The 15,896-nt window shown below is 32.6% G+C and carries 17 protein-coding genes; 8 read left to right on the top strand and 9 right to left on the bottom strand.

Annotated features, from left to right (window positions below):
* Positions 1-105: 105 nt before the first annotated feature.
* The 4 genes from ACM55F_RS12585 to ACM55F_RS12570 form a co-directional block, all read right to left on the bottom strand.
* The gene (locus ACM55F_RS12585; RefSeq protein WP_035667751.1) at positions 106-378 is read right to left on the bottom strand and encodes an HU family DNA-binding protein; all 273 of its coding nucleotides are present in this window, start codon (positions 376-378) and stop codon (positions 106-108) included.
* A gap of 179 nt (positions 379-557) precedes the next feature.
* A complete protein-coding gene (fmt, locus tag ACM55F_RS12580; RefSeq protein WP_416854143.1) occupies positions 558-1,505 on the bottom strand; it encodes a methionyl-tRNA formyltransferase in 948 nt (315 codons plus the stop codon).
* A complete protein-coding gene (locus ACM55F_RS12575) occupies positions 1,505-3,400 on the bottom strand; it encodes a RecQ family ATP-dependent DNA helicase (protein WP_416854142.1) in 1,896 nt (631 codons plus the stop codon). Before ACM55F_RS12575 ends, fmt begins: the two co-directional genes overlap by 1 nt.
* Before the next feature lie 83 nt (positions 3,401-3,483).
* Positions 3,484-4,023, bottom strand: a complete 540-nt coding sequence (locus ACM55F_RS12570; protein ID WP_416854141.1) for an AAA family ATPase — start codon at positions 4,021-4,023, stop codon at positions 3,484-3,486.
* Positions 4,024-4,171: 148 nt separating this feature from the next.
* Here ACM55F_RS12570 and ACM55F_RS12565 point away from each other — a divergent pair, with 148 nt between their 5' ends.
* The 4 genes from ACM55F_RS12565 (at position 4,172) to ACM55F_RS12550 (ending at position 7,684) form a co-directional block, all read left to right on the top strand.
* A complete protein-coding gene (locus ACM55F_RS12565) occupies positions 4,172-4,468 on the top strand; it encodes a DUF493 family protein (protein ID WP_416850064.1) in 297 nt (98 codons plus the stop codon).
* Between the two features lie 98 nt (positions 4,469-4,566).
* A complete protein-coding gene (locus ACM55F_RS12560; RefSeq protein WP_416854140.1) occupies positions 4,567-5,286 on the top strand; it encodes a DUF4290 domain-containing protein in 720 nt (239 codons plus the stop codon).
* 103 nt (positions 5,287-5,389) lie between these two features.
* Complete coding sequence (gene murA / locus ACM55F_RS12555; RefSeq protein WP_416854139.1) at positions 5,390-6,700, top strand: UDP-N-acetylglucosamine 1-carboxyvinyltransferase; 1,311 nt, start codon at positions 5,390-5,392, stop codon at positions 6,698-6,700.
* Positions 6,701-6,814: 114 nt separating this feature from the next.
* Positions 6,815-7,684 (top strand): cation diffusion facilitator family transporter, encoded by an 870-nt coding sequence (locus ACM55F_RS12550; protein WP_416854138.1) that lies wholly within the window; start codon positions 6,815-6,817, stop codon positions 7,682-7,684.
* 118 nt (positions 7,685-7,802) lie between these two features.
* Here the strand turns inward: ACM55F_RS12550 and aroQ are convergent, their stop codons facing one another.
* Positions 7,803-8,216 carry a type II 3-dehydroquinate dehydratase gene (gene aroQ / locus ACM55F_RS12545; RefSeq protein ID WP_416854137.1) on the bottom strand — a complete coding sequence of 138 codons (414 nt, stop codon included), beginning with the start codon at positions 8,214-8,216 and terminating at the stop codon, positions 7,803-7,805.
* Between the two features lie 79 nt (positions 8,217-8,295).
* The gene (locus tag ACM55F_RS12540; protein ID WP_416854136.1) at positions 8,296-8,859 is read right to left on the bottom strand and encodes a porin family protein; all 564 of its coding nucleotides are present in this window, start codon (positions 8,857-8,859) and stop codon (positions 8,296-8,298) included.
* Positions 8,860-9,186: 327 nt separating this feature from the next.
* Here ACM55F_RS12540 and ACM55F_RS12535 point away from each other — a divergent pair, with 327 nt between their 5' ends.
* From ACM55F_RS12535 to xerD, 3 genes are all read left to right on the top strand, one after another.
* Positions 9,187-9,777 carry a porin family protein gene (locus ACM55F_RS12535; protein ID WP_416854135.1) on the top strand — a complete coding sequence of 197 codons (591 nt, stop codon included), beginning with the start codon at positions 9,187-9,189 and terminating at the stop codon, positions 9,775-9,777.
* 185 nt (positions 9,778-9,962) lie between these two features.
* Positions 9,963-10,562, top strand: coding sequence for an OmpA family protein (locus ACM55F_RS12530; RefSeq protein ID WP_416854134.1), 600 nt, complete (start codon positions 9,963-9,965; stop codon positions 10,560-10,562).
* A gap of 79 nt (positions 10,563-10,641) precedes the next feature.
* Positions 10,642-11,550: a site-specific tyrosine recombinase XerD gene (gene xerD / locus ACM55F_RS12525; protein ID WP_416854133.1), complete on the top strand. Its 909-nt coding sequence runs from the start codon at positions 10,642-10,644 to the stop codon at positions 11,548-11,550.
* Positions 11,551-11,644: 94 nt separating this feature from the next.
* Here the strand turns inward: xerD and rny are convergent, their stop codons facing one another.
* The 3 genes from rny to ACM55F_RS12510 form a co-directional block, all read right to left on the bottom strand.
* Positions 11,645-13,210, bottom strand: coding sequence for a ribonuclease Y (rny, locus tag ACM55F_RS12520; RefSeq protein WP_416854131.1), 1,566 nt, complete (start codon positions 13,208-13,210; stop codon positions 11,645-11,647).
* Positions 13,211-13,419: 209 nt separating this feature from the next.
* Positions 13,420-13,713 (bottom strand): cell division protein ZapA, encoded by a 294-nt coding sequence (locus ACM55F_RS12515; protein ID WP_035667727.1) that lies wholly within the window; start codon positions 13,711-13,713, stop codon positions 13,420-13,422.
* A gap of 8 nt (positions 13,714-13,721) precedes the next feature.
* Positions 13,722-14,012 carry a hypothetical protein gene (locus tag ACM55F_RS12510; protein WP_416854129.1) on the bottom strand — a complete coding sequence of 97 codons (291 nt, stop codon included), beginning with the start codon at positions 14,010-14,012 and terminating at the stop codon, positions 13,722-13,724.
* Between the two features lie 179 nt (positions 14,013-14,191).
* Here ACM55F_RS12510 and ACM55F_RS12505 point away from each other — a divergent pair, with 179 nt between their 5' ends.
* Positions 14,192-15,889, top strand: coding sequence for a M23 family metallopeptidase (locus ACM55F_RS12505; protein ID WP_416854128.1), 1,698 nt, complete (start codon positions 14,192-14,194; stop codon positions 15,887-15,889).
* Positions 15,890-15,896: the final 7 nt, after the last annotated feature.

Raw genomic sequence — 15,896 nt, 5'->3', positions numbered from 1 at the left:
TTTATTAAATTTAAGAATTAAATTTTGATAATTCCAAACAAAGTCGTTTAAATGCATAAAAAAACCTTCCATCTGGAAGGTTTTGATTATAATGGAAAACTTAAATTAGTTTACCGCTCCTTCTAACTCAGCACCAGCCTTAAATTTCACAACATTTTTAGCTGCGATTTGAATAGTATTTCCTGTTTGAGGATTTCTACCGTCTCTAGCAGCTCTAGCAGATACTGACCATGATCCGAAACCTACTAAAGATACTCTTCCACCTTTTTTCAAAGTACCGCCTACATTTCCTAAAAATGACTCTAAAGCTAATTTAGCTGCAGCTTTTGTAATTCCTGCATCTGCAGCGATAGCATCGATTAATTCTGATTTGTTCATAATAAATAGTTATTAATTGTTGGTTAAAATAATTGTTAATACACAAATTTAGTAGGAAATCCGTTCCTTGCAAGCGTTTTGTGTTATTTTAGTTTGTTTTGTTAATAACTTATTTTTTTTGTTCATAAAACAAGGCTCATTTCTTGTTAAAATCATTGAAACACCCGTTTTTACTGATGTTAATGGACTTTTCCGTTTTCAGAAAAAGACATCCCATTTAACAATTCCGCAGTACTTATTCTCTTTTTTCCCGGAAACTGTAAACTGAGTACTTGGATAAATCCATCTTTTACAGGAATTTTCATCTCTTTCTTGTTACAAATCAAACTACCAATAGAATAATTGTGATGTTCTGAAATTATTTTTGCTTCATATATTTTCACATTCCACTCTTCATTTTTGTCTCCAAAGAAACACCAAGCTGCTGGATAAGGACTCAAACCTCGAATTAAGTTATTTATTTCGGAAGCTGATTTTGTCCAATCTATTTTACAATTCTCTTTATTTAGCTTGTATGCCGTTTTAATATCAGCATCATCTTTTTGAGTTATAGTTGTTACATTTCCTTTTTCAATCATTTCCAAAGTTTCAATAACGGTCGTACTTCCCAAATCCATTAATCGATCGTGCAATTGTCCTGCATTTTCAGTTACTGAGATTGGTGTTTCCGAACTTAAAATCATGGCTCCAGTATCAATTTTGTCATCAATAAAAAAAGTAGTCACGCCCGTTTTTGTTTCTCCATTTATGATAGCCCAATTTATTGGTGCTGCTCCACGATAATTGGGTAGGAGTGAAGCATGAAGATTAAATGTTCCTAATGAGGGCATTTCCCAAACTATTTTTGGTAACATTCTGAAAGCAACAACGATTTGCAAATTGGCATTCAAAGATTTTAATTCTGATAAAAAAGTTTCGTCTTTTAGGTTTACAGGCTGTAATAAAGTAAGATTATGGGCCAGCGCATATTCTTTGACTGCAGAATATTTTAATTTTTGTCCACGACCGGCAGGTTTATCTGCTGCTGTAATGACACCTACAACCTCATAGTTATTTTTGACTATAGTGTCCAGAATTCCAACAGCAAATTCTGGGGTTCCCATAAAAACAATGCGTAATTTTTCCATTATGATTTTAAAGTATATTTATTGTTTGGTTTTACAAGTATAATATTGGTTTCTAATAAATGTTGCAGCACAAAGATAACGTCGTCTGGGCTATTTTTAGTGCGATTTTGTATGTCTCTAGAATTTAAATCTTCTGACTGTAATAAAGAAATAATCTCTTTTGAAAGCGTGGTTACATCCCTTTTCTTATTTTTTTTAGTAATGCAATAGGAGCAAATCCCACAATCAACGTTTGTTTTTTCACCAAAATAGTCCAAAATCAATTTACTCTTGCAAACTTTCTTTTCATTAACATAAAACAGAACTGCTTTAAGTTGTTCCTTTTTTAATTCGTTTTGCTTTTCTAAATATTTAGAAACTCTACTTATTGTTCTTTCGTCTTCCCGAACTTCGTTGAAAATTAAAGTCGCATCATTATTTTTCGAATGATATTCAATAATATCTTTTTCTTTCAATTTATGTAAAACAGCTTGTATTTCATTTGTGGGATGATGTGACTTTTTTGCAATCACTTCTAAGTTGAAAGCAGTTTGTGTTTCATAAATTCCCGGATATGTTCGTAATATTGCCAAAATAATTTCTTCGTCATTAGGATTCAAACTCATGTAACGAATCACCCCTTTGGAAGGAATAAGAAATTGCAGCGTGATTTTTTCAGAAAATTCTTGGGATAAACTAATAATCCCTTGTCTGTCCAGAAACTGCATGGCATTGTAGGTTTTCAATGTAGGGAACTCATATTTTAGACAAAAATGATGTAAATTGAACGTAAATTGCTCGTCGATTCCTTCTCCGTATGCAATCTGAAAGTAATTACAGAGTTTGACATACATTAGATTCAAAAACTTTTTATCAGGAAGGATATTGATGAACTGATTTTCAGTTTGGAGAATATCCGATGGACTAGTTAATAATATGGCATATGCTTTTTCGCCATTTCTCCCCGCCCGTCCTGCTTCCTGGTAATAATTTTCTAAATTTTCCGGAAGCTGAATGTGGATAACTGTTTTTACATTGGCTTTATCAATTCCCATCCCAAAGGCATTGGTAGCAACAATAACTTGTGTTGTTTCATTCATCCAAGACTGCATGTTTTTATCTTTTTCTTTGGACGTAAGTCCGCCATGATAATACGTTGCTTTGAATCCTAAAGATTGTAATTGTGCCGAAATATCCAAACACGATTTTCTATTTCTGACATATATTATAGAAGGCTGAGGGTTTTTCTTAAGAATTTGTTCTATTCTAAAAAGTTTGTCTTCGACTTCAAAAACCATATAGGCTATATTTTCTCTGGCAAATGACTTCTCGAAAATTTTTGGATTATGCAATCCTAAATCAGTGACGATACTTTCTTTAACTTTAGGTGTTGCAGTTGCGGTCAAGGCCAAGAAAGGAATTTTTGGAAAATGCTTTTTTAATCCTGAAATCTTCAAATAAGCGGGCCTGAAATCGTGTCCCCATTGTGAAACGCAATGTGCTTCGTCAATGGTAATCATGTTGATGGGAAGGTTTTTTATTCTTTCGAGAATCCAATCTGACTGCAAACGTTCCGGGGATAAATACAGAAATTTATAATTTCCAAATTGGCAATTGTCCAATAGGTCAATCATTTCATCTGATTTTATTCCGCCAGTCAATGCAATCGCCTTAATACCCCGTTTTTGTAAATTAGCGACTTGATCTTTCATTAATGCCACTAATGGAGAAATTACTAAACAAATTCCTTCCTGCATCATTGCAGGAACTTGAAAACAGATGGATTTTCCGCCACCGGTAGGCATTATCGCAAAAGTATCTTCACCACTTAAAACAGAATTTATAATTTCGTTTTGTAGCGATCTAAATTTGCCATGCTTCCAATACTTTTGAAGAATTTGTAATGCTTCTGGCATAGATTTCAGTCCCAAAGCTTCGGGATTAGATTTTAATTTATACTTGATGAAAAAACCGTAAATCCCAATTTGTAATCCTTAAATTATTTAGAAATTTTATCTAAGATAAAAAGAATTCTGTTATCAACACTATCTTTAGGTACTTCTATAAGTTCGTAACCATATTTTTTGTAAGTTGAAACAAGATGGCCATTGATATCTTTTGCTTGTTCAAAGTTTTCATATCGCTCTGTATCACTAATGTAGATTTCCTCCCAAGGCGGAAGAATGAAAATTTTAGTATATTTGTATTCTTGGCAAGCCAAATCAAAAAAAGCGGGATAATTGTCACCAATGTAATGCATATAAGCTAGTACATCTGGAATACCACGATCAATAAATACAATGTCATGAGGTTCTTCAAGTGCGCTTTGAAACTGTTTTTTTCGGCCTTTCAAAAGTAATTCACTAAACAATATGGGGTTTTCTAGAAACAATTGTTCAATACCTTGTTTTTGGGCTTCTAATGTTACTTGTCTTGAAATTTCGGGATAGCAACAGTATCCATTAGCTATCAATCCGTCTATGATTGTACTTTTTCCAGTTCCGGGGCCGCCAATGATAACTATGATTTCTTTCTGCACTTTTTACAAATAAGGCGCGAAATTACTCAAACTTATTGGAATTTGAAAAAATGATTGCCGTAAAAATATAATTTGGCAAAAAATCATATTTCAAATATTCAAAATTTACATTTGAAACCGTATATTTGCTTTTATTTTTAAATTGAAAATGGATAACGATAAAGAAAAAGAGACTGCGGAATTTTACGAAAGATTAAAAGTAGAGCTGGATATGAGTAATACATGGCCAGCAGAGTATTTATTTAAGTTTATTGTGCCAACAGAAAATGATAATGTGGAGCGTGTTGAGTTGGCTTTTGACTGTATGGGTGCGGTTATAAAAACGACAAAATCCAAAACGGGTAAATTCACAAGTATATCTGTTGACGTTACCGTGAAAGATTCACAAGAAATAGTAGATAAATACCTGGAAGTTTCTACGATTAAAGGTATTATTTCCTTGTAATATAAAATAAATTTTTGATGCCTACAAATCGAATGATTTTAAATCTTCGAAAAAAGAGGAATAGGCAATATTTAGATCAAAAAAATATACATTCGAATATGAATTCAAAATATATAAAAGAAAACGCGAACGATACTGTTCATCATTTGGAATATAATGCAGAGCGATCGCATTTAATTATTCCGGAATATGGACGTCATTTGCAGAAATTAATTGATCAGGCGACTAAAATTGAAGATGATGTAGAACGCAATAAAGCAGCAAAATATATTATTCAAGTAATGGGAAGTTTGAATCCTCATTTACGTGATGTTCCTGATTTTCAGCATAAATTGTGGGATCAGATTTTTATTATGTCTGATTTTAAATTAGTTGCTGATTCACCTTACCCAATACCATCTCGTGAAGTTTTGCAATTAAAACCGGATGTTTTAAAATATCCTCAAAATTTTCCAAAATACCGATATTATGGCAACAACATAAAGTATATGATTGATGTCGCCAATAAATGGGAGGATGGCGAAATGAAAAATGCATTGGTAAAAGTAATTGCCAATCACATGAAAAAATCATATCTCAGCTGGAATAAAGATACGGTTAAGGATGATGTTATTTTTGAACATTTATATGAATTATCTGGAGGTAAATTGAATTTACTTCAAAGTTCAGAAGAACTTTTAAATACTACAGACTTATTACGAACTAATAAGCGAGTATCCAATAAAATCACTCCTGCTGGGCAACCAAAAATTCTTAGCAACAAGAATTTGAAAACGGGAAAACCAAAACCTTTCGTAAAAAACAACAATCCAAAATAAAATAGGTGCTAAGTTGTTTAGATTCTGAGTTGCTGAATTTTTAAATTAGCAAAAAACTTCGGAACCTTTCTTTCCTAAAACCTAAGAACCTTAAAAACAGCATATGGGAATTTTCAAAATAGAAGGTGGCATTCGTCTAAAAGGAGAAATCACGCCACAAGGGGCTAAAAATGAAGCGTTACAAATCTTATGTGCCGTCCTTTTAACTCCTGAAAAAGTGACAATTAATAATATCCCTGATATTATTGACATCAATAAACTAATTACTCTTTTAGGGAATTTAGGAGTTAAAATCCAAAAAAATGGTGCTTCCTCTTATACTTTTCAAGCAGATGATGTTAATATACAGTATTTAGAAACAGAAGCATTCAAGCAAGAGGGCGGTTCACTTCGAGGTTCTATTATGATTGTTGGACCTTTATTGGCTCGTTTTGGCCGAGGATATATTCCAAAACCTGGAGGAGATAAAATAGGTCGTAGGAGATTAGATACGCATTTTGAAGGGTTTATTAATTTAGGCGCAAAATTCCGTTACAATAGAGAAGATCATTTTTATGGCGTTGAAGCACCTAAAGGATTGAAAGGTGCTGACATGTTGCTTGATGAAGCTTCAGTTACCGGAACAGCAAATATTGTTATGGCTGCTGTTTTAGCCAAAGGAAAAACAACGGTTTATAACGCTGCATGTGAACCTTATTTACAACAATTGTGTAAGATGTTAAACTCCATGGGAGCTAAAATAACAGGTGTTGGGTCTAACTTATTGACTATTGAAGGTGTTGAAAATCTTGGAGGTTGTGAGCATAGAATTCTTCCGGATATGATTGAGATAGGTTCATGGATTGGATTAGCAGCCATGACCAGAAGCGAAATTACAATTAAGGATGTAAGTTGGGATAACCTTGGTGTTATTCCGAATACTTTTAGAAAATTGGGAATTACCTTAGAACGAAGAGGAGATGATATTTATATTCCTGCTCACGAAGACGGATATGAAGTTAAAACAGATATTGATGGTTCTATTCTTACTATTGCTGATGCGCCATGGCCAGGATTTACTCCAGATTTATTGAGTATTGTTTTAGTAGTAGCGACACAAGCAAGAGGAGATGTCTTGATTCATCAAAAAATGTTTGAAAGCCGATTGTTTTTCGTAGATAAGTTAATTGATATGGGAGCAAAAATTATGTTGTGTGACCCGCATAGAGCAGTGGTTATGGGACATGATTTTAAATCACAATTGAAAGCAACAACGATGTCTTCACCGGATATTCGTGCTGGAATTTCATTATTGATTGCAGCTCTTTCTGCTAAAGGAACAAGTACTATTCAGAATATAGAACAAATTGATAGAGGGTATGAGCGAATCGATGAACGATTAAGAGCCATTGGTGCTAATATTATTCGAGCATAAAACCTAAAATTGGTAACAAAAAAATCGTTTAGATAATCCTGCTTGAATATAAAATTCAAAATTTTAAGGATTATTTAAACGATTTTCAATTTCATTAAATCATTACGAAATACAATGTCTAACGAACAAACAGCAATTAAAGCAACTTATTTTAGCATAATTGGGAACATAAGTTTGGCTATTATTAAAGGATTGGCTGGTTTTTTTGGAAATTCATATGCTTTAATAGCTGATGCAATCGAATCTACAACTGATATTTTTTCCTCACTTTTGGTATTGTTCGGAATTAAATATTCGAATAAACCGGCAGATGAAAATCATCCGTACGGACATGGTCGTGCTGAGCCATTAATAACTTTTTTGGTAGTAGGTTTTTTGATCACTTCAGCTACAATAATTGCCTATGAAAGTATTGCTAATATTAGTACACCGCATGAATTACCAAAATCCTGGACACTTTTTGTTCTTGGAGCTATAATTATTTGGAAAGAGTATTCCTTTCGTTTAGTGATGAAGCGTAGTAAAGAAACGAATAGTTCATCACTGCGGGCAGATGCTTGGCACCACCGCAGCGATGCAATAACATCGGTTGCGGCTTTTTTAGGAATTTCTATTGCATTAATTTTAGGGAAAGGATACGAATCAGCAGATGATTGGGCTGCACTTTTTGCATCAATATTTATTCTTTATAACAGTTATCTAATTTTTAGACCTGCACTTGGAGAGATTATGGATGAGCATCTGAACGATGATTTAATTGATGAAATTAGAAAGGTTTCATTTCGAGTCGATGGAATTATTGATACGGAGAAGTGTTTTATCCGTAAATCGGGTATGAAATATCATGTGGATCTTCACGCTCGTGTTGATGCCAATATTACGGTAAAAGAGGGGCATGAATTAGCCCATAAACTAAAAGATACTTTAAGACAGGAAATACCTGAATTAGGTCACGTTTTGATTCATGTGGAGCCCAATGAATAGATTTTATATTCATCCTAAATCGAATTTTTTGGAAATTATTAAAATTTAAAAAAGGCAGCAGAGAATTATTTCTGGTGCCTTTTGTGTTTTAATTCTATTATTGATGTAATTTTTCTAGCTATAAAAAAGACTGTATCGCTAATTCATAACTTTTTAATCCAAAACCTAGAATAACTCCTTTGGCATTTCCTGAAATATAAGATTGATGACGGAAACTTTCACGTGAAAAAGTATTCGAAATATGGACTTCAATTACTGGGGTTGTAATTGCTTTTATAGCATCTCCAATTCCTATAGAAGTATGTGTATAAGCACCGGCATTTAGAATAATACCATCATAGGAAAAACCAAACTCCTGAATTTTATCTATTAATTCCCCTTCAATATTACTTTGGTAATAGGTTAGTTCAATTTGTGGATATTTTGATTTTAAAGTTATAAAATAGTCTTCAAAAGTTTGACTACCATAGACCTCTGGTTCTCGTTTACCCAAAAGATTAAGATTTGGTCCGTTGATGATACTTATTTTCATAGTTGTTGTTTTGGTAAAAATAAAAAAACCGTTCCAATTTAAAGAACGGTTTTGATAAATTTAATTTTTTTATTGTTTTCTAGAATTTGAAACCTGCTGAAATTTGAACTACTGAGTTCTTGGTTTCGGCCTCTTTAGATGCTTCTGTTAGTCCTAATACATAACGAGCTTGCAGGAAAAAGTTTTTTGTAATATCAAATCCTAAACCTCCTACAGCAGCAAAATCAAAAGTTTTTGAATCTTCAATATCAAATTCTTTTCTTTCACTCAATAAAAATGATGCTTGTGGACCAAGATCAAGACTGACAGTTTTGTTCAAATGAATTTTTGCTAATACAGGAATCGATAAGTATCCCAATTCATTTCTGAATTCTTCAACAGCATTTTTGTACGTTGCCCCTTGAGTAGAATACAGTAATTCAGGTTGAATAGAAAAACCTTTTATTAGTCTAATTTCAGCAACTAAACCGGCATGATAGCTTGTAATAGCATCTGTTTTGTAATTTTCATTATTTATTGTAATATCAGTGCCTGTTTGATTGGCGTAATTTAAACCACCTTTAATACCAAATTTGACCAATTGTGCTTGCATATCTACGGACACGGCAAGAAGTACTACTGCAACCAGAATTATTCTTTTCATAACTTTTTTTTTAATATTAATAATTGAATTGGGGCATCTACTTAAAACTATTTTGTTTAAGTATTATTGTTTGATTTTTTACAAAGTTACTAATTCAAAAATTAGTCCAGAAAGGTATTAAATGAATATTAAAAGCTATTTTAAACATCATTTTTTATGCTTTAAAATCATTTTAACATGTAATACTTTGATAATCAATTTGTTGAAATCTGTTGTTTTGTTGTTTTTAAACGGATTAATATGGTACTCAACGAGTTTTGTTGTTTAAAAAGAAATACCATATTTGTTTTTTTTAACTTTGGGTATATAAATTTTAAATGATAAATCATGAAAAAAATTATTTTAACAGTAGTATTGGTGTTCTTATTTGGATTTGTTAATGCTCAAGACAGAAAAGATATGTCTTTTGGAGTTAAAGGAGGTTTAAACATTTCTTCCATTACTAATGCTGAAGAAGATGGTGTAAATTCAAAGTCTTTAGTGGGATTTCACATAGGCTTTTTTGGAGAATTTATGATAAGTGATCAATTTGCCATTCAGCCTGAATTGCTATACTCTACACAAGGAGTTAAATTAGAATTTGATGGAGAAGAAGGAGATTTGAAAGTAGATTATATCAATGTACCAGTTATGGCTAAATATTATCTAGCTGATGCTTTTAGTCTTGAATTAGGTCCTCAAATCGGTTTTCTTGTATCTTCCAAAGTAGAATCTGGAGGTTTATCTGAGGACGTTAAAGATGAAACTAAACCTATAGATGTAAGTTTGGGTTTTGGAGCCAACTATAATTTTGCTGAGAAATTTATGCTGGGTGCACGTTATAATTTAGGTTTGACACGATTACAAGAAGAATTATTTCCTGGTGAATCGGAATCTAAAAATTCTGTGTTTCAGATTTCTTTGGGTTACAGATTTTAATAATTTAAGAATGCAAATATTCTATGCCTCCCAAATTCGGGAGGCATTTTTTTAATAAAACGGTTTGACCTTAGAATAGTATTGCGGAATTATACTGTTGATAAATATGTTTATAATTTGGATTAGTAAGAATTTTATGAACTTTATTTTTTGTATTTTTATTTAAATAATAATTTAGATAAAAAATGAAAAAATTAATTTTAGCAGTGTTTGTCGCAATGGTTTTTACCAATGTTTACTCACAAAGGCAGGGTGGATTTAGAGTTGGTTTGGATCTAGGATATACATTCCCTTCAGACGGGGGAGGAGGTATATTGTTTTCTATTGAGCCAAAATACAATATAAAAGAGAATATGAACGTTGGATTGCGAATTGGTGCGGCTGCAATGATTCGTGATATTCAAGATAATGGAGATGGGAATACTACCAGCGCTAAAGTTTCTGCTAATGGTTCTTATGTAGCAACGTATGATTATTATTTTAATGCAGCTGGAAAATCTTTTGTCCCTTATATTGGTGGTGGGGTAGGATATTATTCTATTGCTAATGTAGAGATCGATGATACTAATGAGTCAGATCAAATAGCAATAGATGCAACCGGTAAAATGGGGGCATTAGTACGTGGAGGTTTTGAATGGGGTAAATTCAGAATGGGGTTAGAGTATAATTTAGTGCCAGAATCTAATTTGCAAAATATAAATGGAGATAATATAGGAACAGTGTCCAATGCTTATTTAGGAGTTCATTTAGGATTTTATGTTGGTGGAGGTAAATGGAGAAATTAATATTTTTTAGTACGTTATAAAAGGAACCACGTTTTAAGCGTGGTTTTTTTATGTCTGAAAAAAGCTTTTCTTTGTGTTGATGAATTGGAATACCTACATAAAAAGCTATCAATCCTATTTGAGAATCGAACGTGGTTTGTCAAAGAATACTATTGATAATTATTCTTTCGATATAGAACGTTTGTGTCTGTTTCTGGAAAAGAATGGAATCGTTATTTCTCCGATAAATATTGAGGAGGAAACCCTACAGCAATTTATTTATGATGTTTCAAAACAAGTGAATCCACGTTCACAAGCCAGAATCATATCGGGGCTTAAAAGTTTTTTTGGCTATCTGATATTTGAAGACTTTCGGTATAGCAATCCTTTAGAATTGATTGAAACACCTAAAACTGGTCGAAAACTACCAGATACTTTATCTGTCACTGAAATTGATAATCTTATTTCAGCTATTGATCTAACCAGTAATGAGGGGGAACGCAATCGCGCCATGCTCGAAACACTCTACGGTTGTGGACTGCGCGTTTCTGAATTGACCGCCTTGAAAATTTCCGATTTGTTTTTTGAGGAGGGGTTTATTAAAATCACGGGAAAAGGGAATAAACAACGTTTTGTACCAATTGGGAATTTAACTCAAAAATACATTCAAATTTATAAAGATACGATGCGAATCCATTTGAATATTAAAAAGGGATTTGAAGATACGTTGTTCTTAAATAGAAGAGGAAATCAATTGACACGAGCCATGATTTTTACGATTATTAAAGATTTGGCTACTAAGATAGGGTTGAATAAAAACATCAGCCCGCATACCTTGCGACATTCTTTTGCTACACATCTTCTGGAAAATGGGGCCGATTTACGTTCCATTCAATTAATGCTGGGACATGAATCGATAACTACAACAGAGATTTATGTCCATCTTGATCGAAAGTTTTTAACGCAGGTAATTAATACTTTTCATCCCAGAAAAACATCTGATTTATAATGGCAGAATTTTAGCGGAAATAAAAAAAGGCTTATCGATTTTTACATCAATAAGCCTTTTATCTAATTCCTTTCATCGGAATAGTATAGGGTAATTATTTAGCAATATTCACTGCTCTGGTCTCTCTGATTACAGTTACTTTAACTTGACCAGGATACGTCATTTCTGTTTGAATTTTTTGTGATATTTCAAAAGATAAATTTGCTGCGTTTTCATCAGAAACTTTTTCACTTTCTACAATAACACGAAGTTCTCTACCAGCTTGGATAGCATAGGCATTTTTTACACCGCTAAATCCGTAGGCTACTTCTTCTAAGTCTTTTAAACGTTGGATGTAAGAATCTAATACTTGTCTTCTTGCGCCTGGTCTCGCACCTGAAATAGCATCACAAACCTGAATAATAGGCGATAATAACGATTTCATTTCAATCTCATCGTGATGCGCTCCAATTGCGTTACAAACCTCTTCTTTTTCACCGTATTTTTCAGCCCATTGCATTCCTAACAAGGCGTGTGGTAAATCACTTTCTGCATCTGGAACTTTACCAATATCGTGTAATAAACCAGCTCTTTTAGCTAGTTTTACATTTAAGCCAAGTTCAGCTGCCATGATTCCACAAAGTTTAGAAACTTCGCGAGAGTGTTGTAGTAAATTTTGTCCATAAGAAGAACGGTATTTCATACGTCCTACTACTTTAATCAATTCAGGATGTAAACCGTGAATTCCTAAATCGATAACCGTACGTTTACCAACTTCTATGATTTCATCATCAATTTGTTTTGCTGTTTTAGCAACAACTTCTTCAATACGTGCTGGGTGAATTCTTCCGTCAGTTACCAGTTTGTGTAATGCCAAACGTGCGATTTCTCTACGTACAGGATCAAAACAAGAAAGAATTATAGCTTCCGGTGTATCGTCTACAATGATTTCAACTCCGGTTGCAGCTTCTAGGGCACGAATATTTCTACCTTCACGACCAATAATTCTACCTTTTACGTCATCAGATTCAATATTGAAAACAGATACACAGTTTTCTACTGCTTCTTCTGTTCCAACTCTTTGAATCGTGTTGATGATAATTTTCTTTGCTTCTTGTTGAGCTGTCAATTTAGCTTCTTCAATCGTGTCTTGTATATGAGACATTGCTTTGCTTTTAGCTTCAGCTTTTAATCCTTCTACCAATTGATTTTTAGCTTCCTCAGCTGATAGGCCAGAGATTACTTCCAATTGCTGCAATTGGCTTTTGTGTAATTTATCTACTTCAGCTTGTCTTTTATCTAAAACTTCTATTTTAGTAGTGTACTCTAAAGTTTTTGATTCAAAATCATCATTAACTTTTTTCGCTTTAGACAATTCATTAGAAATTTGAGATTCTTTGTCACGAACTCTTTTTTCTATTTCTGCTACTTTTTTGTCACGGGAAAGGATTACTTGCTCATGCTCTGATTTCAATTCGATAAATTTCTCTTTTGCTTGAAGAATTTTATCTTTTTTTATGTTTTCAGCTTCAAGATTGGCATCTTTTAAAATTGATGATGCTTCCTTTTTTGCGTTTTTAATTAAGTTAGAAATATTGCTTTTTTCTATTAGTTTGGCTATTCCAAAACCTCCTGCAATACCTATAAAACCAGTAATAATGATCGTTAATATGTTGTCCATGTTTGTTAAAATTTATATATAAAAAAAGCCTACATTAGGTTGCTTGAATAAACTCGGAAAGACAAGTTTTGAGCTAACTCACTGTTCAAGTTTCCTCGCCGAAGCGTGGCATGCTTTAGTAGTGATGATTTGCTCATTCTAAATTGTTAGTGTTGAGTTTACCAAATATGAACTAATGTAGGCAGTATCTTAGTCTTTGTAAAGAACGTTTAATTGTCGAGATATTGATCTAAAACCGCATTGATTTTTTTTAATCTTTCAATGGTTGCTTCGCCATCAATTGCATTATCAATTTGTTTTTGTTCTACTTGCGAGGCAAATTGTAAAGCGCACATGGCTAATACATCTTGCTTGTCACGAACAGCATAATTTTCTTCAAATTGCTTTATCATCACATCAATTTTCTTTGAGGCGCTTCTAAGGCCTTCTTCCTGAGACAATTCAACCGTTAATGGGTAAACTCTGTCTGCGATTGATATTTTAATTTTAAGCTTATCGTCCATATTTATTATTAATCTGATAGTTGTGCTATGCAGTAATCAATTTCGCGAATTAATGAATTTATTTTAAGCTTTGTATCTCTTTTATTATCGTCACTGCCTAATAATGTATTAGCAATTTTGAGTGTTTCACATTGCATTTTCAGCGCTTCAATCTCTTGATGTTGAGTTTGTATGGTTTGTGCAGATTTCGTTAATTCAATTTTTAAATCTTGATTGATTTTCTCCAAACCTTTCAGTTTACTGAAAAGTTTTTCAACCTTATTTTCAAGAGTATCAATTATTTCTGCAATTACACTCATTATTTATTCTAATTCATTACTTAATCTTACAAAGTTAGTATTCCTTTTTATTATTACAATATTTTATTGATTTTTTTACATTAAAAAAATCAATTATATGTATTTCAGCTTGTTGTGATTTGATTTCGTTTATGATTTTTTATTAACGACTTTTTTTTATCTTAGCAAAAATGAACCCCATGAAATTTTTTATATTTTTTATATTTTTTTGCAGTCCTCTTTTTGCTCAAGTGGACTATCCCAAAGATTATTTTAGTCCACCACTTGATGTTCCGATGCAGCTTTCAGGAAATTTTGGTGAATTGAGACCCAATCATTTTCATGCAGGATTTGATTTGAAGACGTTACAGAAAGAAGGATTAAAGGTGTACGCTGTTGCTGACGGGTATATATCAAGAATAAAAATTTCTACTTTTGGTAACGGAAAAGCCATTTATATTACCCATCCGAATGGGTATACCTCGGTATATGGGCATTTGCGAAGTACTGATGGTGTTATTGAAAATTACATAAAAAAATCCCATTATGCCTTGAAATCTTTTGAAATAGAGTTGTTTCCTAAGCCTGATGAACTGATTGTTAAAAAAGGTCAAGTAATTGCTTTTTCTGGAAATACGGGTGGTTCTGAAGGGCCACATTTGCATTTTGAAATTCGTGATACTAAAACGGAGAAAATTATTAATCCTATGTTTTTCGGATTCGATAAAAATATTAAGGATACGAAGAAGCCTCTTCTTTCTTCTGTTTATGTCTATCCTTTGGATACAAAAACTTCGGTAAATCATTCGAAACGTCCTTTGTTACTTAATTTGTCTTTACAGAAAAACGGAACGTATCTGTCTGAAAAAGTGGTTGCCAATGGAAAAATTGGTTTTGGTATTACTGCTTTTGATTATGATGATGTTTCTTTCAATAAAAATGGGGTATTTAAAATACAGTCTTTTTATAACGGGAAATCAAATTTTGGGTATCAATTTGATACCTATTCCTTTGATGAAATGCGCTATGTAAATGTACTAATTGATTATTCTAAGTATAAAAAAATACAACAGAGGGTTCAGAAATTATTCATGAAAAATAAATTCGGATTAAGTATTATTAAGGCTGATGAAAATAACGGAATCATTTCCGTAGTTCCTAATTTGACATCGGTTTATCGTATTGAAGTTTCTGATTTTTTTGGAAATAAAAGCACGGTTTCCATTCCTATTCAATATGATTTATTATCTACTATTATTGATCAGGAGCCCGTTGTGTCTAACTATTTTGTTAGAGCAAACAAGGATAGTAATTTTACCAAAGATAATATGTCAGTTTTCTTTCCCGCAGGAACGTTTTATGATGATTTTGATATGAATTTTGATGTGAAGAATGATACTTTATTCCTTCATGATGATACTGTTCCAGCTCATACTAATTTTACGATTTCTATAGAAGACAATAAATACACAGAGGCTCAGAGAGAAAAAATATTTATAGGTTTGGTTCAAGATAAAAAAACGACTTATAATGCAACCTATAGAAAAGATACTGTTTTTAGTACCAAGGTAAAAACGTTAGGAAAATACACTTTGGTTATGGATACTACAGCACCCAAAATCAGCATAGCTAAACCAATAGAAGGGAAATGGTTGAGTGATCAAAAGACAATTCAGCTTACTATAAATGATGAAGTTTCAGGTATAAAATCGTATAATGGTTATTTGAATGGGAACTGGATATTATTCGAATATGATAACAAAACCAAAAGACTAATTCACAATTTCAGTGACGGGATTATATCCGAAGGAGCTAATGATTTAAAAGTGGAAGTAATTGATAATGTAGGAAATTCAACTATCTTTGAAACTCGTTTTTTTAGAAGCCAAAAAAAATAAAACCCAG

Origin of the sequence: Flavobacterium melibiosi (assembly GCF_048158545.1) — a bacterium.
Classification (GTDB): domain Bacteria; phylum Bacteroidota; class Bacteroidia; order Flavobacteriales; family Flavobacteriaceae; genus Flavobacterium; species Flavobacterium melibiosi.
Note: the sequence above shows the minus strand (reverse complement) of the source record. Positions and strands in the feature narration are given on the sequence as shown.